Here is a 25,067-nt window from a genome sequence, read left to right as displayed (position 1 = left end):
TCCATGTGTCTATCCATTCCCTCTCAGGTGGTGCAACTGCACCCCGAAGATAACTGCGTCACCGTCGACACCCTGGGGGTACAGCGGCGCGTCAGCTGCATGCTGCTCGAAGAGCCTCTCCAGGTGGGCGACTATGTGCTGCTCCATATCGGCTTTGTGATGAGCAAGATTGACGAAGCGGAGGCGCTGGCCAGCCTCGAGAGCTTCCGCCAGATGGTGGCCCTGATGCCCAAACAGGATATCTTGCCATGCTGACCTTGAACGACCTCTTTCAGGGCTTTCGTCAGCCCGAGGTGATCCGCGCCCTCGCCGCCCAGATCACTGAACTCGCCAAAGATCTGCCCGAACCGCTGCGGGTGATGGAGGTGTGCGGCGGCCATACCCACACCATCATGAAGTACGGCCTGCACCAGCTGTTGCCGGCCAGCATCGAGTTCGTCCACGGCCCCGGCTGCCCGGTCTGCATCATGCCGAAAGAGCGCATCGATCAGGCCATCGAGCTGGCTAGCCAGCCCAGCGTCATTCTGGTCACCCTGGGGGACATGATCCGGGTGCCGGGCTCCAAGGGTACGCTGGCCCAGCAGCGGGCCAGGGGGAGCGATATCCGCCCGGTCTATGACCCCCTCGATGCCCTGCGTATCGCCCTTGAAAACCCGGACAAAACCGTGGTTTTCTTCGCCATCGGTTTCGAGACCTCTACCCCGATGACAGCGGCGCTGCTAGCAGCCGCGGAAGAACAAGGGGTCGAGAATCTGCTGTTTCACATCAACCATGTGCTGGTGCCGCCCGCCATTCATGCGGTGATGGCCGACGGAGTGGCCAAGGTGAACGCCTTTATCGGCCCCTCCCACGTCAGCGTCATCACAGGCGCCGATATCTACCTGCCCATCGTCGAACGCTATCAGGTGCCGGTGGTGGTGAGCGGCTTCGAACCGGTGGACGTGATGGAGGCGCTGCTGATGATGGTGCGCCAGAAGGTGGAGGGGCGCTACGCGCTGGAGGTGCAGTACAGCCGCGCAGTCACCGCCAGCGGCAATAAAGCCGCCCAGCGGCTGGTCGAGCGCTTTTTCGAGACCCGCGAGCACTTTCGCTGGCGGGGCCTCGGGGATATCAACGCCTCCGCCCTGCGCCTGTGCGATGCCTTCGCCAGGCGCGATGCGGAACGTCACTTTCAACTCAGTGAGGCCCCGATCGATGACCACAAGGCGTGCCAGTGCGCCGATATCCTGCGCGGCCTGGCCAAGCCGAACCAGTGCAAAGTCTTTGGCCGGGGCTGCACCCCGACCCAGCCCATGGGCAGCTGCATGGTCAGCTCCGAAGGGGCCTGCAATGCCTACTACCGATATATGGGGATCCAGGAACGATGAGAGAAATCCAACTTAGCCACGGCGGCGGCGGCGTCGAGATGAATCAGCTGATCAACCAGCTCTTCTTTCGCCACTTTGGCAACGAGATCCTGCTGCGCGGTGAAGATGCCGCCCTGTTGCCGGTAGAGGGCCCCGTCGCCTTCACCACCGACAGCTTTACCGTCTCGCCGCTGTTCTTCGAGGGGGGCGATATCGGCAAGCTGGCCATCGCCGGCACGGTCAACGATCTCGCCATGATGGGGGCCAAGCCCGAGTATCTGAGCTGCAGCTTTATCATCGAGGAGGGCTTCCCCTACGCCGATCTGGCCCGCATCGTCGAGTCGATGGCGGCTGAACTTGCCAACAGCGGCGCCCGCATCGTCTGTGGCGACACCAAGGTGGTGCCCAAGGGAGCAGCCGACAAGCTCTTTATCAACACCAGCGGGGTCGGCACCTTCCCGCTGCCTGAACAGAGCCGGGGCATCTCGGTGCGAAGCCTCAAAGCCGGTGACGCCATCCTGGTGTCGCGGGATATCGGCAGCCACGGCGCCTGCATCCTGATGGCCCGTGACGCCCTGCAACTGGGATCTGATCTCAAGAGCGACTGCACCACCCTCTGGCCTCAGGTCGAAGCGCTGCTGCAGGCAGGCATTACCCCTCACGCCCTGCGCGATGCCACCCGCGGTGGCCTTGCCGCCGTGCTGAACGAATGGAGCACTGCTTCCGGCGTTGCCATCGAGCTGGAGGAGGCCGCCATTCCGGTCTGCGATCCGGTGCGCGGCCTGTGCGAGCTATACGGTTTCGAACCCCATGATCTCGCCAACGAGGGGACCATGGTGCTGGCCCTGCCTGCCGAACAGGCGCAAGACGCGCTGGGCATCTTGCGGCAATTCAACCCAGCAGCCAGCCGGATCGGCGTGGTGCAGGCAAGCGATCGCCACAAGGTGATCCTCAATAACCCCTGGGGCAGCCGCCGTTATCTGGAGTTGCCGCAAGGGGAACTGCTGCCGCGGATCTGTTGATCGGCCATATCGTTCACCCATATGCCGTTTTCCCAATTAGGGGGAGGAGTCACTGCTTCTCCCCATACCGGTTAAGGAGCCACCATGCACGAAATGTCTCTGGCTATGGCCGCCATCGATCTGGCGGCCGAACAGGCCACCCAGCGGGGCTTTACCAAGGTGACCGCCCTCTGGCTCGAGGTCGGCAGCTTCTCCTGCGTCGACCCGGACACCATTGCCTTCTGTTTCGAGGCGGCCGCCAAGGGCACCGCCGTTGAGGGGGCCCAGCTGCACTTTCAGCACCAGGCGGCAGAAGCCTGGTGTTACGACTGCAACAAGACGGTCACCCTCACCGAGCGCGGGCAAGCCTGCCCCGAGTGTGGCGGATACAAATTACGAGTCGCGCAGGGTGATAGCCTGCGCATCACCGACATCGAGGTAAGTTGATATGTGTAGCGTATGCGGATGCGGCCAGGCGCGGATCGCCGGCCATGAGCACGATCATGAGCATGAACATCACCATGAACATGGTCATGAGCACGGCCATCATCATGCTCATGACGCCCATCACCATCATGCCCACGAACAGAGCGCGCCGCGCACCCTGATCATTCACCACCACTACCACCATCAGGGGGATGTCCATCACCACTACCACGGGGTACGGGCTCCCATAAGCCACGAGGGGCATGATCACCCCCACGACCATCATCATGAACATACCCACTCTCATGACCACGGCCATTCCCACGCGCATCCCCATGATCACAGCCATGACCATGACCATGACCATGACCATGACCATGACCATGACCATCATCAGGGTGATCTGCACTACGGCAAAGGGGAAGCGGGGTTGTCGGTGCCCGGCATGGGACAGCGCCAGCTGATCGCCATCGAGATGGATGTGCTGGCCAAGAACAATGCGCTGGCGGCCCACAACCGCGAACACTTCGACGAGGCGGCCCAGCTGGTGCTTAACCTGGTGTCGAGTCCGGGTTCAGGCAAGACCACCCTGCTGTGCGAAACCCTGCGCCGACTCGAAGGGCTGCGCCCCTGCGCGGTGATCGAGGGGGATCAGCAGACAAGCAGAGATGCGGATCGCATCCGTGCTACCGGCGTTCCTGCCGTGCAGATCAACACCGGCAAGGGCTGCCATCTGGACGCCAAGATGGTCCACGACGCCTGCCACCAGCTGCCCGCCAATGAAGGGGGCATCCTCTTTATCGAGAACGTGGGCAATCTGGTCTGCCCCGCCAGCTTCGATCTCGGCGAGAAGTACAAGGTGGCGATCCTCTCCGTCACCGAGGGGGAAGAGAAACCGCTGAAATACCCGGACATGTTTGCCGCCGCCCAGCTGATGGTGATCAACAAGATTGATCTGCTGCCCTATGTCAGTTTTGACGTGGCCCGCTGCATCGAGAACGCCAAACGGGTCAACCCCTATATCCAGGTGATCCAGGTCAGCGCCACCACGGGTGAAGGGATGGATGCCTGGCTCAACTGGCTGGCCAGTGCCTGAACCGGCTAAACGCCGCTGATAACGGTAGAAAACAAGAGAGGGAGGCTGATGCCTCCCGCTTTTGTACTGGCAAGGGGCGCGTTGTCCATCATCAACCCGCAAACCATTTTTCCACGCTGAGGCAATAGGTGGTGAAATCATTCCCCGACAGCGTCGTCCTCTTCACCTTGGTGGAGCGCCTGGCGAGAGCCCGATATTCAGGGCGTGTGCTCAGCAGATGAAACATGACCTCCCTATGCCCCATCTGCCTTGCCCATTCCATCATCTCCTTGAAGATGGCTATCCCCGCCCCCCAACCCGCCTTGGCGATCACGACGGCCATCTCGACCCCCTCGTCGTCGGGTTGTATCCCGCACCATCCCACCAGTTCACCGTCAATGACCACGGCACGCACCCGACAACCGGGTAACCTGTCTATTCGCATCTTGTCATCCATCCAGGCGCGCACACTGGCCACATCGAAGGGAGGATGATCAATCAGATGCGTTCTCACGGTCTGATCGTTGACCACGGGCAGAAAATCCACCGCGCTCACGTCACTGAACGGTTTAAGTTCCATGCAATTCATAGTGAATGATGTCCAAGATGGTGGGCCCGGCCATCTGATGACCCCCCAGGATGCTGATTGCGCCCCTGACAGGGCGCCCCCTCGTTATGCCAGACAGGCCAGGATGTCTGCAAGGGACCCAAGGATATACCGAATACCCGCCGTGAGGCTTGGCAACGTCGGCATCATCAGCCACCTCCTGGGCATCGCACATGCATCGCCTTCTCCCCTCGCGGGAGAAGGCCAGGTGATGAAGGAGGAGCCTCCCCTCAGGCCACGCTGCGAGCCATCAGTGCCTGCTCAGCCACTTCCTCGCCAAAACGCAGTACCCGATGGCAAACCTGGCGCAGCAGGGCCTGCTGGTGACTGAAGACAAGCATGGCGAGACCGCGCTGCTCGCACTCAATCATCAACTCCCGCCAGAGTTGACGCTGGATTTGCGGATCCAGCTGGGCGGTCACCTCGTCGGCAATCAGCAGTCGAGTGCGGGGATCGAGGGCGCGCAGCAGCGCGATGCGGGCCAGCTCGCCGCCGGAGAGCTGACCGGGTTTACGACCAAGCCACTCGGGTTTGACCATAAAGCGGGCCAGCATGGCGTCATCGGGGCGCCATACATCCCAGAGCGCCTGCCCGGTGGTGCGATAGGGATTGAAGGTGAGCTCCGGGTGCTGGGGCACCAGCTGGATGGGGTGATAGCCTTTTACCCGTTCAGGCACAGACTGCCCATCCAGCAGGATCTGCCCGCCTGCCCCAACCGGTTGCCAACCTGCCAATACCCGCCCCAGCGTGGTCTTGCCATAACCGCTCGGGGCGGAGATGCCGAGCCGCTCGCCCGCTTTCACCGTCAGCGATAGCCCCTGCCAGAGGGGGCGTTCCCCCTGGGTGATAGTAAGATTTCGTACTTCCAGCATCAGGACACCTCCGGCACAGAGAAAAGCGCATTGAACTCCGGCAGCGCCTGCCAGTGGGCGCGGAGCATCTCGCTCCCCTGCCCCTGGCGCAGATGGTGGCAGCTCAAGGTGTCGCTCACCTGCCCCTGATGGAGCGCAACTATGCGATCGGCAAAGCGGGCCGCCAGCGCCAGATCGTGGGTCACCCAGAGGATGCCGCTGCCCTGATTGGCCAATTCACGCAACTGGCCGAGCAGCAGACAAGCCAGCTCTTCGTCGAGCCAGGCGGTGATCTCGTCCGCCAGAATGTAGCGGGCACCGCCGAGGGCCGCGGTGCAGGCCAGGATGCGCTTGGCCATGCCGCCGGAGAGCTGGCGCGGATAGCGGTCCAGGGTGGCGGCGGGCAGCTGGTAGCGCAGCAACTGCTGGCCGAGCCGCTCGCGGGAAGCGCTCTGGCCGCAGAGGCGCGCCGCACGGCCCAGCTGACGCTCCACCGTCAGCAACGGATTGAGTGCGCTCACCCCCTGCGGCACATAGCAGAGGGTGTGGCCGCGCAGTCCGGCCCGGCTGGCATCGCACAGAGGCGTGCCATCGAGGGAGATAATTCCGCGCATCCGCAGGTTGTCCGGCAGCAGGGTGAGGGCGCTTTGCAGCAACAGGCTCTTGCCCTCGCCGCTCCCCCCCACCAGCGCCACTATCTCCCCCGGCGCCAGTTGCAGGCTGATATCGGTCAACAGCGGCCGCCAGTTGCGCCGCCCCAGCCAGGAGTAGTGGGCCGCCTCTATGGTCACATGGTCAAAACTCAGCATGGTTCACTCCTGTGCCACAGCAACTGTTACAGGGCTCGCGAGTCATCTGAGCGAACAGCAGCGCCAGCCAGACTGTGCTGACGCCAGATGGCGCTTTCAAAACTCAGCATGTATCTCCCCCAAACCCAAACCAGAGTTGTTGCAGGGTGCGAGTGGCCTGATCAAACAGTAAAACCAACGTCAGCAGCATCAGACCGGGGAAGAGGGCCAGCCACCAGCCACCGCTAGCCAGATAGCGCAGGGCATCGGCCAGCAGTAGCCCCAGCGAGGCCTCGTTGGCCGCCAGGCCAAAGCCCAGAAAACTCAGGGCGGCGCTGTGCAGCACCGCGTGGGGGAACATCAGCAAGGTGCCGATAAACCACTGGGGCAACAGCCCCGGCAGCAGGTGGGTACGCCAGCGGCGCAGCGCTCCCATCCCCTGACAGCGGGCCAGCACCACGTAGTCGCTGCAGGCGATCCGCCGCGCCTCGGCGCGGAGAATGAGCGCCAGTTTGGGCCAGTGGGTGAGCGCCACCGCCAGGATCACCCCGCGCATGCCGCCCCCTGAGGTAAAACAGATCAGGATCAACAGCAGCATATGGGGCAGCGCCAGCATGGCATCGATCACCAGGCGCACCGCCGCATCGCACCTGGGATGAATAAGCGAGAGGCTTGCCGCCACCATGGCCAGCAGGCCGCTGCAAAGGGCCGTGCCTAGCCCCAGCTCCAGACTGGTGAAGGTACCCTGAAAGGCCCGCAGCCAGAGATCCCGCCCCATCTGATCGGTACCGAACCAGTGCACCAGCGAGGGGGGCTGCTGGCGCGCCAGCAGATCCATCGGCACATCCTGATGAGAGAGGCTCCAGCCGTAGCTGGCCAGCAGCAGCAGGCAGATCAGCGCAAAACCCAGACGCAGCAGGGAGGGGAGCGGATTAAACAGCATGCACACCCTCCCAGCCCAGGTTGATGCGGGCCAGCAGCACCCGCGCCGCCGTGTTGCCCAAAAAGACCAGCAGGGTGCAGAAGAGCACAATCCCCATCAGCAGGGGGATATCTCCCCGCAGCCCCGCATCCACAGTGGCCTGGCCGAGCCCCGGGTAGGAGAAGACCTTCTCTGCCAAGAGCGATCCGCCGATCAGCTCACCGAGGGAGGCAAACTGCAGGCAGATGGCCGGGGTCAGGGCGTGACGCAGCACGTGAAAGCGCAGCATGGGCCAGCCGCCATCGCCCTGGGCGCGGGCATAGCGAATAAAATCGCTCGCCAGCACCTCGGCCACCCGCTCCCGGGTGTGCAGTGCGATATTGCCAAGCCCCAGCAGGGCCAGAGTGGTCACCGGCAGCAACAGATGGCGCAAGCGCATCAACCAGTGCGCCTCATCGGCAGCGAGCCCCGGCGTCCAGGCGCAGCAAACAGGGAGCAGTGGCCAGTGCACCGCAAACAGCGCCAGCAGCAAGAGGCCGACCCAGAAGGTGGGCAAGGAGGCGAGCAGGTAGGCAAAGCGGCAGATCAGGCGATCGGGCCAGCGGTTGAGATAGCGACCGGCGCAGAGCCCAAGCCCGATGCCGAAACAGCCGGAGAGCAGCCAGGCGCCCGCCAGCAGCAGGAAGGAGGCTGCAAAGCGCTGACCTATCACCTCGCTCACAGGCGCGTTGTAGAGCATGGAGTATCCGAGATCCCCCCGCAGCACCTGGGTGAACCAGTGCCAGTAACGCAACCAGAGCGGCTGATCCAGCCCCCAGCGAGCGGCGATGCGGGCGTACTGCTCGGGCGGCACATGGAGCAGATCGCTCCCGATATAGGCCTTGATGGGATCGATGGGGGAATGGCTGAGCAGCACAAAGGTGGCAGCAGAGACCAGACAGAGCAGCCCTGCCAGACGCAGCAGGGCTTTCAGAGTTGCAGTCATCATGGTGGACGAACTTAGCGGCACGTCCACCGCCAATCCTGCAGGTTGCCCAGCAAAGACCAGCTACCGTGAATTTCCGGCGCCCCCTTGCCAAGGTCGATGCAGCGGTTGGCCAGATAAGTGTGCTGCACGTTGAGCAGCCATGCCCAGGCCGCATCCCCCTGCACCCCGGCGCCACGCTTGCCATCCCACTCCACCTGCTGCCAGAACGGCACGGCCGCCTGCCAGTTCGGGGCATCCAGCGCCTGCTTGAGGTAGCCATCCACCACCGGATTCTGGTAATAGCCCGGGTTGTAGAACTCCACCCCAGCGGATCCGCTCTGGTAATGGTGATAGAGCTCCATGGGATCCAGACTCCCCCACCCCATCAGCACCGGATTGGCGTGCATCTCGCGCTCCACCTGCTCCCAGCTGCCGGATTTGAGGCTCACCTCGAGGCCGATGGGTTTGAGCATGGCCCGCACCGCTTCCGCCAGATCCCGGCGGGTGCTGTCGCCACTGGTGTACCAGAGGGTAAAGGCGGCGCGCAGGGAGCCCTTGTGGCGAACGCCGTCGCTCCCCCTCTTCCAGCCTGCCTCGTCGAGCAGGGCGTTGGCGTGGACGACATCCCCATCCTTGAAGGCGGTGGCTTTATTCAGCCAGGGCAAGCCTTCTACCGCGCTGTAGGCGGGGATGGCGTGCCCTTCCAGCAGCTGATCGGCCAGCAGCTTGCGGTCGATGGCATAATTGATGGCGCGGCGCACCGCCACGTCCGAGGTCACGTCGTTGCCGATGGGATAACCCTTGGCATCCTTGCCACCCGCCGGCGGAATGGGGAAGACGATGCCGCGGTTCTCCGCGCTTGGCCGCACCCACAGCTTGAGGGAGGCAGGGACTGTGGGGGCCAGCGACGGGGCGATGCGCACCAGGTCGAGCTGGCTGCTCCGGGCGGCGGCATAGGCGCTCTCTTCATCGATAAAGACAAACACCAGCCGCTTGAAGTCATTGTTGCCGCCGGCGTAATGGGGGTTCGCCTCCACCACCAGCTGCTGGCCGGGCAGGAAGCTCACCAGCCGGTAAGGGCCGGCACCGACCGGATGGCGGGCGTAAGCCTTGGGATCGTAATCCTGCTTCGACACTATCCCGAGCGATCCCAGCACGTTGACGAAGGTGCTCTGGGGGGCGCTTAAAGATATGGCAACGTCGGTAGGCGAGAGCACCTTGGCCGAGACAAAGTTGCCCATGTCGATCTTGCCGCCGCCCCGGGCTGCGCTGTTGTAGGTAAAGGCCACGTCCTCGGCGGTGAGCGGCGCGCCGTTGGAGAATGTCAGATCCGGCTTGAGGCGGATAAGCCACCCCTTGCCATCCTGGTTCGGGGTCACCGATTGGGTGAGCACGTTCTGCCAGCCGAGGTCGGCGTTTTGCTTGAGCAGCGGGCTGTGCAGCAGCAGATGGCTGCCGTGGCTCCAGCCGAGCAGAGGGTCGAACCCTTCGGTAGGTTCAGCGCCGATGGCGAGCGTGAGTTCGGCGGGGACGGGCTGGGTAGCCAGCGCGGCGAAAGAGAGGCCGCCCGAGAGCAGGGCCAGCACAGCGGCCGCGAGCCCACTGCGACGGCCAAAGAATGGGATTGTCATGAAACTCCTTGTTCGCCTCGTTCATTCACCTCGGCGCAGGACACCGAACAGTCGTCGGCGCCCCAGATCCACGCCGCCAGCCCCCTGCTGCACCGGAAGCGAAAGCAACATCTTGAGGGTGCTGCTCACCAGCGTGCGCCCCTCGTCGGCGCCGAGATGCGGGTCGATGGGGGACATGAGCGAACAGGCCAGCAACTGCCCCGTCTCGGGCAATTCTCCCACCATAAAGGTCAGGTTGCCGCAGGGGAGCTGCAGGGCGAGCCGATCGCGGCTGCCACGCACCGGCCAGAGCTGATCCGGCCCGGGCAGCACCACCACGCAGAGCATCCAGGGGGTGAGCACGCAGCCGAGCCACTGCCCTTCAAACAGGGTGCACTCGGCCACTATGGGCATGGCCGGGTGATAGAAGGGCAGCCCTTGCATCTCCTCCCGGGCGATCCGCTCGTACTGGGCTACCAGCAGAGGCGCGGGATTGGTGGCAAAACCGGCAAACTCCTGCGCCGGCTCTGTCGCGGCTTCGTTCACAGCCTCATTCACCATGGATTGCGCCATACGCCCTCCCGCGCTCGCTCGGCCTTCTCCTGCTCAGAGAGCGGGATGGCCGGAGCACCCAGACTGGCCAACAGGGTCAGGATCCGATCCGTCGCCTCCCCCAGCGCCGCCGCCACCACGGGAGTGAGGCCGATGCGAGGCTCGAGGGATTCAGGCTCGACCCCGATCAGGGTGAGCCGCCTGGGGGATTCCCCCGTCATGTGCAGCGCCGAGAGCACGTCCGCCAGCCCCAGCTGATGGGGGGAGATCTTGCGACCGAACAGGGTCGGGATCTCCTCATCTTTCAGGGTCACCACGGTACCCGGCGGATTGCCGCTGCGCACCGCGTCCGCCAAGATGATGTGGTCGCGACTGGCCATGGCTTCGAGCAGCTCCATGCCGGCGGTGCCGCCATCGAGCAGCTCGATGTCGGGGGCGAAGCGGTAGTCGCGCTCCAGCCCCTCGACGATCCGCACCCCGACGGCCTCGTCACTCAACAGCAGGTTGCCCACGCCCAGGATCAGGGTGTTCATCACAGCACCTTCACCTGAGTCACGTCGCCGCTCTGGGTATCCACCACGTGCACCGCGCAGGACATGCAGGGGTCGAACGAGTGAATGGTGCGCACCACCTCCAGCGGCTTGGCCGGATCGGCCACCGGGGTGCCTACCAGGGATTGCTCGTAGGGGCCGGGTTCGTCGTTGAAGTTGCGCGGGCCCGAGTTCCAGGTGGAGGGCACCACCGCCTGATAGTTCTCGATCTTGCCGCCCTTGATGACTACCCAGTGGGATAGCATGCCGCGCGGCGCCTCTTCAAAGCCCACCCCGCGAAACTCCTTGTCCGCCGGGATCTCGGCCTTGATATAGGCGCTGACATCCCCCTTGCCGATGTTGTCCACCAGCGCCTTCCACTGGTGCGCCAGGGTATCTTTCAGCACACAGCAGCGCACCGCGCGGCCGATGATGCGGCCCAGGGTGGAGTGCAGCTGTTCAGTCTTGATGGCTGAACCGGTCAGCGCCTTGTAGAGACCGTTAAGCTGATCGAAATGCGCCACCGACTCCGGGTGCTTGGCGGCGAGCTTGACCAGGAGGTCTGCGAGCGGCCCCACCTCCACCACCTTGCCGTAGAAGGTGGGGGATTTGACCCAGGAGTATTTGCCGTCATCCTGCCAGCCGGTGTAGTTCGGTTCGGTCTTGCCCTCCCACGGCTTGAGGGGCTCGTCATCCTTGTACCAGGCGTGCTTGTTGCTCTCGGCGATGCCATCCATCAGCCAGGCGTCCTGATGGCTCTCGATGGGACGATAACCCGCCAGATTCCCATTCTCGATATAGCCGCCCGGCATCAGGAAGCTGCCGCCGTCGGCGTCGGTGGGGAGCTCCGGCACGCTCAGGTAGTGCTTGGCCCCCTGCCCCAGGTTCAGCCACTCGGGGTAGTGCGCGGCTATGATGGCGGCATCCACCTTGTAGACCTGCTCGATGAACTCGCCGAGCCGGTCGATAAAGCTCTTCACGTAGAGCAGCCGCTCCAGGTTGAGCACGCTCGGTGCATCCAGGTTGATGGGGTTGGCCACCCCGCCCACCGCCAGGTTCTGGATGTGGGGAGTCTTGCCGCCGAGGATGGCGACGATGCGGTTGGCATCGCGCTGACACTCCAGTGCCTGCAGGTAGTGGGCCACGGCGATGAGGTTCACCTCCGGGCTCAGTTTCATCGCCTTGTGGCCCCAGTAGCCGTTGGCAAAGATGCCGAGCTGGCCGCTCGCCACCAGGGCGCGGATCTTGTCCTGCACCTTGGTCAGCTCGTCGGCGCTGTTGAGGGACCAGGTCGATACCCCCTTGAGCAGGTCGGCCGCTTTTTGCGGACTGGCCTCGAGGGCCGCGGTGATATCCACCCAGTCCAGCGCGGAGAGCTGATAGAAGTGGACGATGTGATCGTGGATGTTGTGGGCCGCAATGATCAGGTTGCGGATGTACTGGGCGTTGACCGGCACCTTGGCGCCGATGGCGTTCTCCACCGCCCGCACCGAGGCGATGGCGTGAATGGAGGTGCACACCCCGCAGATGCGCTGCACTATCATCCAGGCATCGCGCGGGTCCTGGCCCTTGACGATCTCCTCCATCCCGCGCCACATGGTGCCGGACGACCAGGCCTTGGTGACGACGCCGCCTTCGATTTCACAGTCGATACGCAGGTGCCCCTCGATGCGGGTGATGGGGTCTATGGTGATACGTTGGCTCATACGTTGGCTTTCCCTCGGGCCTGATAATCTTGGTGAACACGTTCAAGTGATGGCAGTACCGGCAGCAGCCGGATCAGCAGCAAATAGGCACACACCTCGATGGCGACGAAGCCCAGGGAGATCAGCACTTCCGTCGCGGAGGGGAAGTAGTGGTAGCCATTGCCGGGGTTGAAGGCGAGCAGGGAGTAGTCCAGTCGCCAGAGGGCGGCGCCCAGCAGCATGCTGAGGGCCCCCAGGAACAACATGCGCGAATCGCGGCGGCTCTTGTCCCAGTGGAACACCAGCAGCGGGAAGATCATCAGCGCGATCTCGCTCCAGAACATCAAGGCGTAGCGGTTCCACTCGGAGAGGTACTCCGACTTGTCGTTGATGACGATCTCGGCAAAGCGCAGCGCCACGAACAGGATCAGGAAGATGTCGATCACCTGGGTCAGCTTGTAGAAGAGCGACTTCTCGTTGGGGCCGCGCCCCGCCAGCCCCGCCTGCACCAGGGAGCCCTCGAACACGACGATGGAGAAGCCCATGATGAAGGCGGTCAGCAAGGAGAAGACCGGCAGCAGCTCGTAGCTCTGCCAGAGCGGATGGATCTTCTCCCCCGCCACTATCATCAGGGATCCCATGGAGGACTGGTGCATGGTGGGCAGCAGGGCCCCGAGCGCCAGGATGAAGAACATGATCTTGTTGAGCCGGGCCATGGAGCTCTTCCAGCCGAACTTCTCCAGCAGCACGGGGGCGAACTCCAGCGCCATCACCCCGATGTAGATGGTCATGCAGACCGCCGTCTCGAACAGCACCGAAGAGGTGTTGAAGTGACCGGGCAGATAGAAGTAGGGCAGGTTCCAGTAACGGCCGACGTCTATGGTGATGGAGAGGCCGCCCAAGGAATAGCCGAACAGGCTCGCCAGCAGGGCCGGCCGCACCAGGGGATGATACTCGCCCCGGTTGAAGACGTAGACCGCCCAGGCCAGTGCCCAGCCGCCGCAGGCGAAGCCGGTGCCGATCAAGAGGTCAAAGGAGATCCAGAGCCCCCAGGGATAGCCGCCGTTGAGATCGGTGACCGAGCCCAGTCCGAACACCAGGCGCTTGAGGATCAGCATGGCGCATAGCACCGCGAAGGGGGCCAGCACCAGCACGGGCCAGCTGACCAGCCTGCCCCCCAGCGGATGTGCCTTGTGACTACTCATGATCCTTGCCTCCCTTTGTCGATCCCTGATCCGGGCGGCTGCCCGGCCCATGGCCCTCGTCCCCCTGGTGATCGTGGTGATCGTGGCCGTTCTTCTTGCTGTTGCGGCGAATGAGCACAGAGAGCCCGGTCAGCACCACCATGGGCAGCACCATCCCCTTGTAGAGGGTGTGCTGGATGTGCTCGGAGCGCGCCCCGGAGGAGAGCTCCGGCAAGTCAGGCATATCGAGCTTGGTATAGGGCACCCCGGCCAGCACCAGCACCTGGGTGCCGCCCCCCTCCTTCTCGCCATAGACGTAGGGCTGGTAGCTCGGCACCTGATGCAGGTAAGGGTCGTTGGCGGAGAGGGTCTGGCGCGGGTAGGCATATTCGCTGCCCGGGGTCGCCAGCAGCCGGCGCTTGGCCTCGGCCATCAGCTCCTCGCGGGTGCCGAAGATGACGGCGCCGGTGGGGCACACCTCCACGCAGCCGGGCAACTTGCCCTGATCGATGCGCTCAAGCCCCTTCTGGTTGCAGAGCTCGCACTTGTGGATCGCCCCGAACGGGTTGTCGTAGTCATATTTGGGCACGTCGAACGGGCAGCCCACCATGCAGTAGCGGCAACCGGTGCAGACGCTCGGGTCGTAGTGGACTATGCCGGTCCTGGGATCCTTGGTCAGCGCCTGCACCGGGCAGACGGAGACGCAGTTGGGATCGACGCAGTGCATGCACTGCTTCTTGATGTAGGCGTAGCCATCCACCAGCTGATCCTTGTGCTCGCCGGTGCCGCTCTTCCACACCTGGATGATGTTGTTGGTGTAGGGGCTCAGCTTGTCGTTGCCAGACCAGGTGGTGTCAGCCGGATTGGCCGGGTTGCCGTTGAGGCGCTGACACTCGGCCACGCAGGCCTGGCAGCCGACGCAGAGGGTGGAGTCGTAGAGCATGCCAAGGGCGCCGGGGATGGGCGGCTTGTTCTGGGCCCCGGCCATGGCGGTGCCCGGCATAGTGGCGCCCGCCGCCAGCGCACCGACGGAGGCGAATTTGAGGAAGTTGCGTCTGTTCACGGTCACTCCTCCCGTGATGGGTGCTGCCCGGCTTCGTGGCGCTTCTGCTGGCGACCGAGCTCGCGCACCGTCATCAGGCTCACCCCGACCAGCACCCCGAGGGCGCCCCCGATAAGGCCGGTGGCGGTGGGCGAGATATGCCCCCCCTCCTGAATGGCCACGTCGGGTTTCTCCACCCTGGGGGTCGGATTTTCCACCTTGGCGAGCTGGAAGATCCCCTTGCTGAACCCCACCCCCTGCTCGTTGCAGCCGTAGCAGGGATGGCCTATGCCCACCGGCCAGATGCCGCCGCCCACGTCGCAGAACTCCAGGGTCGAGCAGTTGCCGTAGGTCTCCGGCCCCTTGCAGCCCAGGTGGTAGAGACACCAACCCTGACGGTGGCCCTCGTCGCCAAACTCCTTGGCGAAGCGGCCGGCGTCGAAGTGCGGGCGGCGCTCGCAGTTTTCGTGGATGAGCCGCTCATAGGCAAACAGCGGGCGCTTCTTGGCATCGAGCGCCGGCAGCTTGCCGTAGGTGATGTAGTAGGCGACCGTGGTGAGGAAGTTGTGGGGGTTGGGCGGACAGCCCGGGATATTGATAATCGGCGTGCCGAGGTTGCCGAGAGCCTCTTCCAGGCTGACGGCGCCGGTCGGGTTGCCACCGCTGGCGGGCACCCCGCCCCAGGCGGCGCAGGAGCCGATGGCGATGACGGCGGCGGCGTCACTGGCGGCGCGGCGAATATGGTCGACGATGGGCTCGCCAGCCACCATGCAGTAGATGCCGCCATCCTTGAGCGGGATGGAACCATCCACCACCAGCACATACCTGCCCTTGTAACGTTCCATGGCATTGTGCTTGTTCTCTTCGGCCTGATGACCGAAGGCCGCCGAGAGCACCTCGTGATACTCGAGCGAAATGGTGTTGAGGATCAGGTTCTCTATGGTGGGGTGGGTAGCGCGCAGCAGCGACTCGGTGCAACCGGTGCACTCCTGCGCCCCAATCCAGATCACCGGTGGCCGCTCGGGGCTGGTGAGCGCGGTAGCCATCTTGGCCACCGCATGCTGGCTTAATCCAAGGGTTGCGGCCATCCCGGCGCACAATTTCATAAAATCACGGCGATTAATTCCATGAGCCGATAAAAAAGTATCCTCGACCATTCTTCTTATTCCCGTCAGTGAGCATTGTTTGACAAATGCTTAATGGCGGGAATGCTATTCCTCCCCCTCCTCCTTTATGTTGATCTTTATCAAGTCACCACACTTTAATGCGCTCCAGATCCAGTGAGGTGAAAATAAAAAGCTATATATAACATGCACTTATTTTTTATCTTTGCAACCTAAAATACCCCAAAAGGAGCATATCAATCAATATGTGAATTAAGTTCATATAAACTCCGACAATGAATATTGAAAAATAAAAGCGTAGTCACAGAATTTGTCTTCAGCCCCTGTTAACCCTTCACTTCATCTCCTCAGGGTCTGTTGAGGCAAGGTCCGTCGCTGTTGAATCAAGCCATTGACTCGCCGGGCATTGAATAAATTAATCAATGCATGATGACTGCAGGAAATACGTTTCAGGCCATCAAATAAAATAACGGCGTTAGTTGGCAGCAGAGGCCCTTGTTGACTCAATTGGATGAAGATCACACTTTGGCTGGGTTCTGGCCGGGTTGTGTTCAGCTACATCATCAGCACACAGCATTTCCATTATGCCCTTCACATATAACTTGTTCACACCACGCAAAAATGTTGCTCGGTTATCACACCGCTTACATGGCGAGCGCTATACCTATCACCATGGGGGCTGGTTCAGACCCATTGGTGTCATCCCATGGCGCTGGCCGTGATTTTCCCCTGCCTGCCCTGCCCATCCGGGCTCACGACAGACAAGAGGCGCGGCGATCACGGGAGCTCTTACGACACCCATGGCGCCAGCTCCCGATGCCGGCGTGTACCGCCCTCACGTTGAACAAGAAAGCGGCCCACTCTCGCCGGATGCCATCGTCATCACACACATAAAGGTGATCACATCATGTCCCACCACAAGCCTGTCGCCCCGCCCGATCCGCTCTCCCCTCAGCTTTCGGATCCAGCCAACTTTTCCCTCATTCTGGGTGGTCCCCTCTACCAGTTGTGGAGCCGGGCCCACCTTGGCGATATCGAGGCCCATATCAGGCGACGGATCCTCATCCTGTGCGGGATCTGCTGGATCCCCCTCCTGCTGCTGTGCGGCTGGGAGGGCAGCCTGCTGCAGGGCGTGGCCGTGCCCTTCCTGCTGGACATCGAGACCCATGTCCGTTTCCTCATCTGCGTCTCCCTGCTGGTGTTTGCCGAGCTGATCGTCCACCAGCGCATCCGTGGGATCGTCAGCCAGTTTGTCGAGCGCGGGTTGATAGACCCGCTCTCCATGCCTCGTTTCCACGAGGCCATTCGCAGCGCCATGAGCTGGCGAAATTCGATTCCCGTGGAGATCGGCCTCATCCTCTTCGTCTTCTCCATGGGCTACTTCATCCGGACCAGTACCTTTGTGCTGAACTCCTCCACCTGGTACGCCACCCTTCAGGAGGGGCATGTGTCCCTGACCCTGCCCGGATTCTGGTTCTTCTGGGTGAGCAACCCCATCATCCAGTTCCTGCTCCTGCGCTGGCTCTACCGGATCCTGATCTGGGCCCGCTTCCTCTGGCAGGTATCCCGGATCCCGCTCGTCCTCATGCCGACCCATCCGGATCGCAACTGCGGCCTCGGCTTTCTCGGCGGCTCGGCCTATGCCTACTCGCCTCTGCTAACCGCACTGGGTGCCCAGCTTGCCGGGTTCATCGCCAACCGGATCTTCCATGACGCCGCCGTGCTGACCGCCTACAAGCCGGAGATCATACTGCTCGCCGGTTTCGGCCTGCTGCTCGTGCTGGCTCCCCTGGCGGTCTTCACCCCTCATATCCTGAAGGCCAAGCGCCAGGGGCTGCGGGAATATGGCGCCCTCGCGGCCGAATACAGCCGCAGTTTCGAGCACAGATGGCTGCGCACGGCCGATCGGGACGGGGAAACCCTGCTCGGCGCCGCCGATATCCAGTCCCTCGCCGATCTGGGCAACGCCTACGCCATCATCAAGGAGATCAGGCCCATGCCATTTAGCCGGGACATGTTCCTGCAACTGGTACTGGCCACCGTCGCCCCCTTCCTGCCCCTGCTCCTCACTCTGTTCTCCTTCGAGACGCTGCTCGACAGGCTGGTCGGGGTGATCTTCTGAGCAATAGGCCGGGCCCGCAACAGAGCCGGGAGAGGGGAGATTATGGGCTGGCAGTAGCGGGGAAACGCCCGCCGTCGGCAAGGGGCTCCCCCTCCCTCATCGGCTCCCGAGATTGGCCGACCCCGAAACCAAAAAACCGAACCTGGGGTCGGTTTTTTGTAATTTGGCGGTGAGGGAGGGATGATGCGCCACTGCGTGGCTCACCCCTTCGGGGCGGTCTGCGGCCGTTCATCGCAGCAAGCTGCCCTGCTCGAACCCGGCGAGAGTTCTCCCCCCCCCTCTTCAACATGAGCGGATCATTCTTCCCCAAAGCAAAAAACCGACCATCAGGTCGGTTCTAACATCTGAGGATGGGTCGGGATTGACTCGCGCCATCCCTGGCGCTCGCCCTGCGGGCGGCCTCTGGCCGTCCAGGCGGGCTTTCCTGCCCGCCTGTCGAACCAGGGTTAGAACCGAGCCGCCCGTCACCGGATAAAACAAAAGGGCCTGTCTTTCGACAGGCCCTTTTGTTTTATTTGGCGGTGAGGGAGGGATGATTCGCCACTGCGTGGCTCACCCCTTCGGGGCGGCCGTTGGCCGTTCATCGCGGCAAGCCGCTCTGCTCGAACCGGCGAGGGTTCTCACCCTCCCTCTTTGGACATCAGGGGATGTGGTCTGTATGGAGATGGTATTCACCTGACAGTTGCCCACAAAAGGGAGTGGTCATACGGCTTCAAACCGGATAACAAAACGGTACCCCTACCGTGTTATCTGGAGTCACCGTATGAATCGCCCCTACTTTCCTAGACACCTCAAGAGCCTCAAACTGAGGTCAATCAGGAGGTGTTATGAGCAAGCAGCAACGTTACACAAAAGAATTCAAACTGGCAGCCGTCAAGCAGGTGACTGAGCGCAATTACCCAGTAGCAGAGGTCGCTGAACGACTTGGTATTTCCAGCCACAGTCTTTATGTCTGGATCAAACGCTACAGCCAACCCGAAGCGCAGCAACAGGATGACTCCAGCCAGCAAGCCGAAATTCGGCGCCTCAAGGCTGAACTGCGTCGCGTCACCGATGAGCGAGATATCTTAAAAAAGGCCGCCGCGTACTTTGCCAAGCTGTCAGGGTAAGGTACGCCTTCATCCGGGAGCACGCGTCCGCACATCCCATCCGCAGACTGTGTCGGATGATGAATGTCCACCCGAGCGGTTATTACGCCTGGCAGCACCAGCCTTTATCTGCCCGAGCCCTGGAAGACCAACGCCTTCTTGGCCAGATCAAGCAATGTTGGCTAGAAAGCGGGGGCATCTATGGTTATCGCAAGATCCGGGATGACCTGCGAGAGATGGGCGAGACCTGTGGGAAACACCGGGTGGCGCGATTAATGCGTCATGAAGGTTTACGTTCACAAACCGGTTATCGCCGCCGTCCCGGTCATTATGGTGGCCGGCCAACGGTGGTTGCACCGAACCATCTTGAACGCCAGTTCGATGTGACTGAGCCAAATAAGGTCTGGGTAACAGACATCACTTATATCCGAACCCATGAAGGTTGGCTCTATCTGGCCGCGGTATTGGATTTGTTCTCACGACAAGTCATTGGTTGGTCAATGGGGCCACGTATCGACCGAGAGCTGGCTATCAGCGCGTTACTGATGGCGGTGTGGCGACGGCGACCGGAGCAGGAAGTGCTGGTTCATTCCGACCAAGGGAGCCAGTTTAGCAGCTATGACTGGCAGGATTTTTTGCGGGATCATCGGCTTAAGGCCAGCATGAGCAGACGTGGCAATTGTCATGATAACGCGGTGGCGGAGAGTTTCTTCCAGCTCCTAAAACGCGAGCGGATCCGACGTAAAACCTATGCGGATCGCGAGGAAGCCCGGCAGGATGTGTTCGATTACATTGAAATGTTTTACAACCCCAAGCGCCGGCACAGTTTCAACAATGGGCTATCGCCAGTAGAGTGTGAAAAGCAATATTTCGAGCGGCTCGAAAGTGTCTAGAGAAGCCGGGGCGATTCACTTCTCTAGGGAAGGTGCGAATAAGCGGGGAAATTCTTCTCGGCTGACTCAGTCATTTCATTTCTTCATGTTTGAGCCGATTTTTTCTCCCGCAAATGCCTTGAATCAGCCTATTTAGACCGTTTCTTCGCCATTTAAGGCGTTATCCCCAGTTTTTAGTGAGATCTCTCCCACTGACGTATCATTTGGTCCGCCCGAAACAGGTTGGCCAGCGTGAATAACATCGCCAGTTGGTTATCGTTTTTCAGCAACCCCTTGTATCTGGCTTTCACGAAGCCGAACTGTCGCTTGATGATGCGAAATGGGTGCTCCACCTTGGCCCGGATGCTGGCTTTCATGTATTCGATGTTGATGGCCGTTTTGTTCTTGCGTGGATGCTGTTTCAAGGTTCTTACCTTGCCGGGGCGCTCGGCGATCAGCCAGTCCACATCCACCTCGGCCAGCTCCTCGCGCTGTGGCGCCCCTTGGTAGCCGGCATCGGCTGAGACAAATTGCTCCTCTCCATGCAGCAGATTACCCAGCTGATTGAGGTCATGCTCGTTGGCCGCGGTGGTGACTAGGCTGTGGGTCAGGCCACTCTTGGCATCGACACCAATGTGGGCCTTCATGCCAAAGTGCCACTGATTGCCTTTCTTGGTCTGATGCATCTGCGGATCGCGTTGCTGCTCTTTGTTCTTGGTCGAGCTGGGAGCCTCAATGATGGTGGCATCGACCAAGGTGCCTTGAGTCATCATGACGCCTGCTTCGGCCAGCCAGCGATTGATGGTCTTGAACAATTGGCGGGCCAGTTGATGCTGCTCCAGCAGGTGGCGGAAGTTCATGATGGTGGTGCGGTCCGGCAAGGCGCTATCCAGGGATAACCGGGCAAACAGACGCATGGAGGCGATTTCGTACAGAGCATCTTCCATCGCGCCATCGCTCAGGTTGTACCAATGCTGCATGCAGTGAATGCGTAGCATGGTTTCCAGCGGATAAGGTCGCCGGCCATTACCAGCCTTGGGGTAAAACGGCTCGATGACTTCCACCATGTTTTGCCATGGCAGAATCTGCTCCATGCGGGACAAGAAAATCTCTTTTCTGGTCTGACGGCGCTTACTGCTGAATTCACTGTCGGCGAAGGTAAGTTGATGACTCATGATGAACCCTGTTCCATGGCTCCAAATGACAAACATGATCTCATATCAGGGACTTGTTCGCACCTTCCCTAATGTTCACACGTTTGCCATAGCGGCCAAACGTCAGGCCGTTTTTACTGTGTCCCGCAAGTTCGGCTACAACATGCTCAGCGACATCCGCCTGCTGTAACTCATCGATGAAGGTATGCCGCAGCCCGTAAAGCGTGGGACGGCCCTGACCTACGATGCCAGCCTCATTGAGGTGGCGTTGGAAGCGACAGGTGATGTTATGCGCCCAGTCGTCGTCTTTGCCTGATGGTTGGTCATCGAACAAAAATACCTTCCCTTGACTGCGACGACTCTCCACATAGTCCAGGAATTGATGTCCGATCAACGCACTGTGCAGTGGCACGGTACGGTACGCATTGACGGTTTTGAGCTGCTGATCCGCCTCTCCCGCATCGACCATCAAACACCAAATCCCCTCAACCTGTTTGATGTTCTGAGTTTTGAGCTGGCAGGCCTCGGAAGGCCGCAACCCTGCGTATAGGCACAGCAGGGGCACCCACCAGTCCTGAATTTTCAACTTTCTGCCTTTCTGGGATTGTTTGCTGCGCAGGCTGGCAAACAGTTGGGCCAGTTGAGGGCGATGCCAGCGCACTCGCTCTTCATCCGCCCGTTTGTTCGGTCTTTTACCTGCCGTCAGCCCATCGAAAGGGTTACGACTGCAATAGTCCAGTGCCACGCACCAACGGAAGAACTGTTTCAGGGCTGCCAGATAATCGGTCTTAGTTTTGAAACTGATGTCGCTCTTGCGCAGCAAGATGTTGCGGTACTCCTGCGCCAAGCTTGGGGTCACCTGATCGGCTTTGACCCCTTTGGCCCAGGTGACGAAGGCGTTGATCCGAAGTTGGAGCTGGCCCACGGATTTATGTTGGATCCCCTCACTCGATTTGGCGTCGAGAAACTGTGTCAACGCCTGGGTAAGGGCAATCCCCTTGGCGGGGCAAGTCGAGGACTCGATGGGGGAAGCAATGGATTGGGAGGGCGTAAGAGATGCAGCAAATCCCGCAGCTTTGAAAGCGTCTAGATCGGCGCGGATCCAGCGATAGAAACTGCGGGGTGTAGTATCGGCAGGGGTAGCCGCGATTAGTGCACGAGTACGAGCTGCCACTGCTAGGTTGCGGTCTACGGCGAGCTGCCTATCTTTGGTGCAAAGGGAAGTACGGATAGCGAAGGGCAAGCCACGGTCACGTAGTGACTTAGGCAGCGGGAGACGAGTGTAGTAGGTGCCGGAGGCATTTTTACTCAGATACATGATTGTTCCACCCAGTTGATCCAGGAAAAAAATCACGTAAGTCTAGAAATGAAAAAACCCGTTGAAATTCAACGGGTTATATTTGGCGGTGAGGGAGGGATTCGAACCCTCGATACGTTGCCGTATACACACTTTCCAGGCGTGCTCCTTCAGCCACTCGGACACCTCACCAAATTTTCACTTCTTTGAAGTGGCTTTCGTATCACGCGATGCGTGCTTCTTGCCAACTTCGTCGTGGGCAGCCCTCGGGCACCCCACCAAAGTTCTGTCTGTGATTTAACGTGTTCAGCCAACACGGGTTCGTTGCGCTGCTGCGCTGGAACGGGGCGTAATGTAAGGGATAGGAGCGGGCCGGTCAATCCAATTTTTTATCTTTTGCCACTGATTGCTCAATTAGCGAACCAAGTGACCAAAAAGTTGCCGTTTCCTATCCCTTTCCATCAATTTTCAACCGCTTCGTGCAAATGTTCTCCTCGAATGGCCTCTTCCAGCGAACCGTAGAACTCCAACTCCCCCGCCACCGGGCGCACCTTGCCCCGGGCCAGGGTCTTGAGGGGCTGGAACTGCAACTCGGCCACCTTGAGCCGGACACCCGACTTGGCCATCCGTCTGGCAAACTGCTGGAAGGCGGAGAGTCCCCCCGCATCCAGGATGGAGACCGCCTCCATCTGCAGGATCAGCACCTTGTGATCCCGTACCTGGGCCAGCAACTCGTCGAAGACCCGCTCCGCCGCCGCAAAGAACAGGGGCCCGTTGATCTTGTAGATCAGGGTCTGGGCCGGCACCTCGCTCGCATAGCGCTTGTGCTCCGCCAGGTTGTGCAGCCGGGTCATCTTCGCAATTTCCCGCATGAACAGCAGCGAAGCCAGGATCACCCCGAAGGTGATGGCGATGACCATGTCGAAGATAACCGTGAGAGACAGGCAGACCAGCAGCACCAGCACGTCGGACCTGGGGGCACGGCGCACCAGATCCACCACCTTGTGGGCCTCGCTCATGTTCCAGGCCACCAGCAGCAGCAGGGCCGCCATGGCAGAGAGCGGCAGCCAGGAGAGCCAGGGGGCCAGCACCAGGATGGCGGCCAGCACCACCAGGGCATGGACGATGCCGGAGATGGGCGAGGTGGCCCCGGCCCGCACGTTGGCGGCGGAGCGGGCGATGGCGGCCGTCGCCGTGATGCCGCCGAAGAAGGGGGCCAGGATGTTGCCAAGCCCCTGCCCCACCAGCTCGCCGTTGGAGCTGTGCTTGCGACCCGTCATGCCATCCAGCACCACGGCGCAGAGCAAGGATTCGATGGCACCCAGCATGGCCATGGAGAAGGCGGCGGGCAGCAGCCGCTCGATGGCGGCCAGGTTCCACTCCACCGGCGCCCCGTCCGGTCCCGGCAGGGCCCAGGGCATCACCAGGGTCGGCGCTATGGGGGGGATCCCCATCCCCTGGGTGCCATCGGCCAGGGTGTAGCTGAACTTGCTGCCTATGGTGGCCACGTCCACCCCGAACTGATGCAGGCCAAAACCCAGGCCCACCCCCACCAGCACGGCGGGCAGGTGGCCCGGCACCGGCAGCCGCAATCTGGGCCAGAGCAACAACACCGCCAGGGTGGCCACCCCGACGAGCGTGTCACCCCACTGCCAGCTGGGCAGGGCATGGGCCAGCGCCTGCACCTTGCCGACATAGGTCTCCGGCATATCGGGCACCTGCAGGCCGAAGAAGTCCTTGATCTGCAAAGTGGCGATCACGATGGCGATACCGCCGGTGAAGCCCAGGGTGACCGAAGGCGGAATGTACTCGATGAGGCGCCCGAGCCGCGCCATCCCCATGGCCACCAGGAAGCAGCCCGAGATCAGGGTGGCCATCAAGAGTCCCCCCACCCCGAATTGCTGGGCCACCGGATAGAGGATCACCACGAAGGCGGCGGTAGGGCCCGAGATGGAGAAACGGGAGCCCCCGGTCACGGCGATCACGATCCCGGCGATGATGGCGGTGTAGAGGCCGTGCTGGGGCGGCACGCCGCTGGCGATGGCCAGCGCCATGGCGAGCGGGATGGCGATGATGCCGACCGTGATGCCGGCGATGAGGTCGCGGCCGAAGCGCGCCACGCCATAGGGTTCGTCGATGCAGGATTGGCGCAATGCGATAGCCAGCTTCACGCCTTGTAAGGAAGCTTGATTGTGCATGTCTAGGGTAATACCAGAAGAAGGAGACAAAGGCCGGGGTGAACCGGCACCCGATCATCATCAAGGGCCGGCAGAGCTGTCGACGCGGCGATGGTATCCTGAGCAACCATACCCGAGCCGGCCCGATAATTCGATGGGCGGGATCAAGAAATGGACATGAGCACGCAATATTGTCGCCTATCCCCTGTATTTGCGCGCCGTTTCCCGCCAACTGCGGCCGCCATCCGTGCTGTTCCTCCCAAGAAAAACCCTGACCTGCACCTCTGGATGAAGGAGGGGACGCACAGGCGTGCATGTTCCCGCAAGGGCATCTCAAGCTGCTGATTGTGCTGAAAATAGTCCACAGCGACCAAGTTTTGGACAAACAGGCCAAAAAGCCATTTTTTACGCAAGCCATCGGGTTGACACCCGTCCCTCAGGCCATTAATATCCGCCCCGTCTCGACGAGACAGGCAATTCCTCCTTAGTTCAGTCGGTAGAACGGCGGACTGTTAATCCGTATGTCACTGGTTCAAGTCCAGTAGGAGGAGCCAATTCCCTCGTAGTTCAGTCGGTAGAACGGCGGACTGTTAATCCGTATGTCACAGGTTCAAGTCCTGTCGAGGGAGCCATCTTCCAAAGCCCAG

General features: G+C 61.4%; 23 protein-coding genes, 3 tRNA genes and 1 other RNA gene. 9 read left to right on the top strand and 18 right to left on the bottom strand.

What is annotated here, in order from left to right:
• The first annotated feature begins 3 nt into the window (after positions 1-3).
• From I6L39_RS14680 to hypA, 4 genes are all read left to right on the top strand, one after another.
• Positions 4-255: a HypC/HybG/HupF family hydrogenase formation chaperone gene (locus I6L39_RS14680; RefSeq protein ID WP_201906207.1), complete on the top strand. Its 252-nt coding sequence runs from the start codon at positions 4-6 to the stop codon at positions 253-255.
• Entirely contained in the window at positions 249-1,367 is a 1,119-nt protein-coding gene (gene hypD, locus I6L39_RS14675) for a hydrogenase formation protein HypD (protein ID WP_216990060.1), read from the top strand. Before I6L39_RS14680 ends, hypD begins: the two co-directional genes overlap by 7 nt.
• Positions 1,364-2,368: a hydrogenase expression/formation protein HypE gene (gene hypE / locus I6L39_RS14670; protein WP_216990059.1), complete on the top strand. Its 1,005-nt coding sequence runs from the start codon at positions 1,364-1,366 to the stop codon at positions 2,366-2,368. Before hypD ends, hypE begins: the two co-directional genes overlap by 4 nt.
• 84 nt (positions 2,369-2,452) lie before the next feature.
• Positions 2,453-2,794, top strand: coding sequence for a hydrogenase maturation nickel metallochaperone HypA (gene hypA, locus I6L39_RS14665; protein ID WP_005333346.1), 342 nt, complete (start codon positions 2,453-2,455; stop codon positions 2,792-2,794).
• Here the strand turns inward: hypA and I6L39_RS20295 are convergent.
• Entirely contained in the window at positions 2,772-3,140 is a 369-nt protein-coding gene (locus I6L39_RS20295; protein WP_254203780.1) for a hypothetical protein, read from the bottom strand. The two genes, hypA and I6L39_RS20295, sit on opposite strands and share 23 nt — an antisense overlap.
• Between I6L39_RS20295 and hypB the strand changes: the two genes are divergently transcribed.
• On the top strand, positions 3,021-3,869 hold the full coding sequence (gene hypB / locus I6L39_RS14660; RefSeq protein WP_216991810.1) for a hydrogenase nickel incorporation protein HypB: 849 nt from the start codon (positions 3,021-3,023) through the stop codon (positions 3,867-3,869). The two genes, I6L39_RS20295 and hypB, sit on opposite strands and share 120 nt — an antisense overlap.
• Positions 3,870-3,960: 91 nt before the next feature.
• Here hypB and I6L39_RS14655 read toward each other — a convergent pair whose 3' ends face one another.
• The 12 genes from I6L39_RS14655 to hybO form a co-directional block, all read right to left on the bottom strand.
• On the bottom strand, positions 3,961-4,428 hold the full coding sequence (locus tag I6L39_RS14655; protein ID WP_209428948.1) for a GNAT family N-acetyltransferase: 468 nt from the start codon (positions 4,426-4,428) through the stop codon (positions 3,961-3,963).
• Between the two features lie 257 nt (positions 4,429-4,685).
• Positions 4,686-5,327 carry an ATP-binding cassette domain-containing protein gene (locus I6L39_RS14650; protein WP_216990058.1) on the bottom strand — a complete coding sequence of 214 codons (642 nt, stop codon included), beginning with the start codon at positions 5,325-5,327 and terminating at the stop codon, positions 4,686-4,688.
• Entirely contained in the window at positions 5,327-6,115 is a 789-nt protein-coding gene (locus I6L39_RS14645; RefSeq protein ID WP_216990057.1) for an ATP-binding cassette domain-containing protein, read from the bottom strand. The genes I6L39_RS14650 and I6L39_RS14645 overlap by 1 nt, the downstream gene beginning before the upstream one ends.
• A 103-nt stretch (positions 6,116-6,218) precedes the next feature.
• On the bottom strand, positions 6,219-7,037 hold the full coding sequence (locus I6L39_RS14640; protein WP_216990056.1) for an ABC transporter permease: 819 nt from the start codon (positions 7,035-7,037) through the stop codon (positions 6,219-6,221).
• A complete protein-coding gene (locus I6L39_RS14635; RefSeq protein WP_216990055.1) occupies positions 7,027-8,031 on the bottom strand; it encodes an ABC transporter permease in 1,005 nt (334 codons plus the stop codon). Before I6L39_RS14635 ends, I6L39_RS14640 begins: the two co-directional genes overlap by 11 nt.
• Positions 8,016-9,614, bottom strand: a complete 1,599-nt coding sequence (locus I6L39_RS14630; protein WP_216990054.1) for an ABC transporter substrate-binding protein — start codon at positions 9,612-9,614, stop codon at positions 8,016-8,018. Before I6L39_RS14630 ends, I6L39_RS14635 begins: the two co-directional genes overlap by 16 nt.
• A 21-nt stretch (positions 9,615-9,635) precedes the next feature.
• Positions 9,636-10,166: a hydrogenase-2 assembly chaperone gene (hybE, locus tag I6L39_RS14625; protein WP_216990053.1), complete on the bottom strand. Its 531-nt coding sequence runs from the start codon at positions 10,164-10,166 to the stop codon at positions 9,636-9,638.
• Positions 10,148-10,678: a HyaD/HybD family hydrogenase maturation endopeptidase gene (locus tag I6L39_RS14620; protein ID WP_216990052.1), complete on the bottom strand. Its 531-nt coding sequence runs from the start codon at positions 10,676-10,678 to the stop codon at positions 10,148-10,150. Before I6L39_RS14620 ends, hybE begins: the two co-directional genes overlap by 19 nt.
• Positions 10,678-12,381 carry a hydrogenase 2 large subunit gene (hybC, locus tag I6L39_RS14615; protein ID WP_216990051.1) on the bottom strand — a complete coding sequence of 568 codons (1,704 nt, stop codon included), beginning with the start codon at positions 12,379-12,381 and terminating at the stop codon, positions 10,678-10,680. Before hybC ends, I6L39_RS14620 begins: the two co-directional genes overlap by 1 nt.
• Positions 12,378-13,565 (bottom strand): Ni/Fe-hydrogenase cytochrome b subunit, encoded by a 1,188-nt coding sequence (gene hybB, locus I6L39_RS14610; protein ID WP_209791851.1) that lies wholly within the window; start codon positions 13,563-13,565, stop codon positions 12,378-12,380. The genes hybC and hybB overlap by 4 nt, the downstream gene beginning before the upstream one ends.
• The gene (gene hybA / locus I6L39_RS14605) at positions 13,558-14,607 is read right to left on the bottom strand and encodes a hydrogenase 2 operon protein HybA (protein ID WP_216990050.1); all 1,050 of its coding nucleotides are present in this window, start codon (positions 14,605-14,607) and stop codon (positions 13,558-13,560) included. The genes hybB and hybA overlap by 8 nt, the downstream gene beginning before the upstream one ends.
• Positions 14,608-14,609: 2 nt before the next feature.
• Positions 14,610-15,743: a hydrogenase 2 small subunit gene (gene hybO / locus I6L39_RS14600; protein ID WP_042075290.1), complete on the bottom strand. Its 1,134-nt coding sequence runs from the start codon at positions 15,741-15,743 to the stop codon at positions 14,610-14,612.
• A gap of 874 nt (positions 15,744-16,617) precedes the next feature.
• Between hybO and I6L39_RS14595 the strand changes: the two genes are divergently transcribed.
• Positions 16,618-17,832 (top strand): hypothetical protein, encoded by a 1,215-nt coding sequence (locus I6L39_RS14595; protein ID WP_216990049.1) that lies wholly within the window; start codon positions 16,618-16,620, stop codon positions 17,830-17,832.
• Positions 17,833-18,348: 516 nt separating this feature from the next.
• Here the strand turns inward: I6L39_RS14595 and I6L39_RS14590 are convergent.
• Positions 18,349-18,476, bottom strand: a non-coding RNA gene (locus I6L39_RS14590) — RtT sRNA.
• 183 nt (positions 18,477-18,659) lie between these two features.
• On the opposite strand from I6L39_RS14590, the gene I6L39_RS14585 reads away from it, so the two are divergent.
• A protein-coding gene (locus I6L39_RS14585; protein WP_216990048.1) for an IS3 family transposase occupies positions 18,660-19,813 on the top strand; the annotation gives its coding sequence in 2 pieces (ribosomal slippage) (positions 18,660-18,897 and positions 18,897-19,813; 1,155 coding nt in all).
• Positions 19,814-19,986: 173 nt separating this feature from the next.
• Here the strand turns inward: I6L39_RS14585 and I6L39_RS14580 are convergent.
• The 4 genes from I6L39_RS14580 to dauA all read right to left on the bottom strand — a co-directional run bounded on the left by I6L39_RS14580 (position 19,987) and on the right by dauA (position 24,441).
• A complete protein-coding gene (locus tag I6L39_RS14580; RefSeq protein ID WP_026141915.1) occupies positions 19,987-20,967 on the bottom strand; it encodes an IS5-like element IS5 family transposase in 981 nt (326 codons plus the stop codon).
• A gap of 40 nt (positions 20,968-21,007) precedes the next feature.
• A complete protein-coding gene (locus tag I6L39_RS14575; protein WP_254203657.1) occupies positions 21,008-22,264 on the bottom strand; it encodes a tyrosine-type recombinase/integrase in 1,257 nt (418 codons plus the stop codon).
• Between the two features lie 83 nt (positions 22,265-22,347).
• Positions 22,348-22,435, bottom strand: a tRNA-Ser gene (locus tag I6L39_RS14570).
• Positions 22,436-22,704: 269 nt separating this feature from the next.
• Positions 22,705-24,441 carry a C4-dicarboxylic acid transporter DauA gene (gene dauA, locus I6L39_RS14565; protein WP_216990047.1) on the bottom strand — a complete coding sequence of 579 codons (1,737 nt, stop codon included), beginning with the start codon at positions 24,439-24,441 and terminating at the stop codon, positions 22,705-22,707.
• Positions 24,442-24,898: 457 nt separating this feature from the next.
• Between dauA and I6L39_RS14560 the strand changes: the two genes are divergently transcribed.
• A tRNA-Asn gene (locus I6L39_RS14560) sits at positions 24,899-24,974 on the top strand.
• A 2-nt stretch (positions 24,975-24,976) separates the two neighbouring features.
• Positions 24,977-25,052, top strand: a tRNA-Asn gene (locus I6L39_RS14555).
• Positions 25,053-25,067 lie beyond the last annotated feature (15 nt).

Source organism: Aeromonas sp. FDAARGOS 1409, from assembly GCF_019048705.1.
Lineage (GTDB): Bacteria > Pseudomonadota > Gammaproteobacteria > Enterobacterales > Aeromonadaceae > Aeromonas > Aeromonas sanarellii.
This window is presented reverse-complemented; position numbering and strand designations above follow the sequence as displayed.

What these genes read in the sequence shown, in the direction of transcription:
- hypE (WP_216990059.1), top strand. Translation starts at nt 1,364, where the DNA reads ATGAGAGAAATCCAACTTAGCCACGGCGGCGGCGGCGTCGAGATGAAT.
- hypA (WP_005333346.1), top strand. Translation starts at nt 2,453, where the DNA reads ATGCACGAAATGTCTCTGGCTATGGCCGCCATCGATCTGGCGGCCGAA.
- I6L39_RS14630 (WP_216990054.1), bottom strand. Translation starts at nt 9,614, where the DNA reads ATGACAATCCCATTCTTTGGCCGTCGCAGTGGGCTCGCGGCCGCTGTG.
- I6L39_RS14655 (WP_209428948.1), bottom strand. Translation starts at nt 4,428, where the DNA reads ATGGAACTTAAACCGTTCAGTGACGTGAGCGCGGTGGATTTTCTGCCC.
- dauA (WP_216990047.1), bottom strand. Translation starts at nt 24,441, where the DNA reads ATGCACAATCAAGCTTCCTTACAAGGCGTGAAGCTGGCTATCGCATTG.
- hybC (WP_216990051.1), bottom strand. Translation starts at nt 12,381, where the DNA reads ATGAGCCAACGTATCACCATAGACCCCATCACCCGCATCGAGGGGCAC.
- hybO (WP_042075290.1), bottom strand. Translation starts at nt 15,743, where the DNA reads ATGGTCGAGGATACTTTTTTATCGGCTCATGGAATTAATCGCCGTGAT.
- I6L39_RS14575 (WP_254203657.1), bottom strand. Translation starts at nt 22,264, where the DNA reads ATGTATCTGAGTAAAAATGCCTCCGGCACCTACTACACTCGTCTCCCG.
- I6L39_RS14640 (WP_216990056.1), bottom strand. Translation starts at nt 7,037, where the DNA reads ATGCTGTTTAATCCGCTCCCCTCCCTGCTGCGTCTGGGTTTTGCGCTG.
- I6L39_RS14680 (WP_201906207.1), top strand. Translation starts at nt 4, where the DNA reads ATGTGTCTATCCATTCCCTCTCAGGTGGTGCAACTGCACCCCGAAGAT.
- I6L39_RS14645 (WP_216990057.1), bottom strand. Translation starts at nt 6,115, where the DNA reads ATGCTGAGTTTTGACCATGTGACCATAGAGGCGGCCCACTACTCCTGG.
- hybB (WP_209791851.1), bottom strand. Translation starts at nt 13,565, where the DNA reads ATGAGTAGTCACAAGGCACATCCGCTGGGGGGCAGGCTGGTCAGCTGG.
- I6L39_RS20295 (WP_254203780.1), bottom strand. Translation starts at nt 3,140, where the DNA reads ATGGTCATGGTCATGGTCATGGCTGTGATCATGGGGATGCGCGTGGGA.
- I6L39_RS14595 (WP_216990049.1), top strand. Translation starts at nt 16,618, where the DNA reads ATGTCCCACCACAAGCCTGTCGCCCCGCCCGATCCGCTCTCCCCTCAG.
- hybE (WP_216990053.1), bottom strand. Translation starts at nt 10,166, where the DNA reads ATGGCGCAATCCATGGTGAATGAGGCTGTGAACGAAGCCGCGACAGAG.
- hypD (WP_216990060.1), top strand. Translation starts at nt 249, where the DNA reads ATGCTGACCTTGAACGACCTCTTTCAGGGCTTTCGTCAGCCCGAGGTG.
- I6L39_RS14620 (WP_216990052.1), bottom strand. Translation starts at nt 10,678, where the DNA reads ATGAACACCCTGATCCTGGGCGTGGGCAACCTGCTGTTGAGTGACGAG.
- I6L39_RS14580 (WP_026141915.1), bottom strand. Translation starts at nt 20,967, where the DNA reads ATGAGTCATCAACTTACCTTCGCCGACAGTGAATTCAGCAGTAAGCGC.
- I6L39_RS14650 (WP_216990058.1), bottom strand. Translation starts at nt 5,327, where the DNA reads ATGCTGGAAGTACGAAATCTTACTATCACCCAGGGGGAACGCCCCCTC.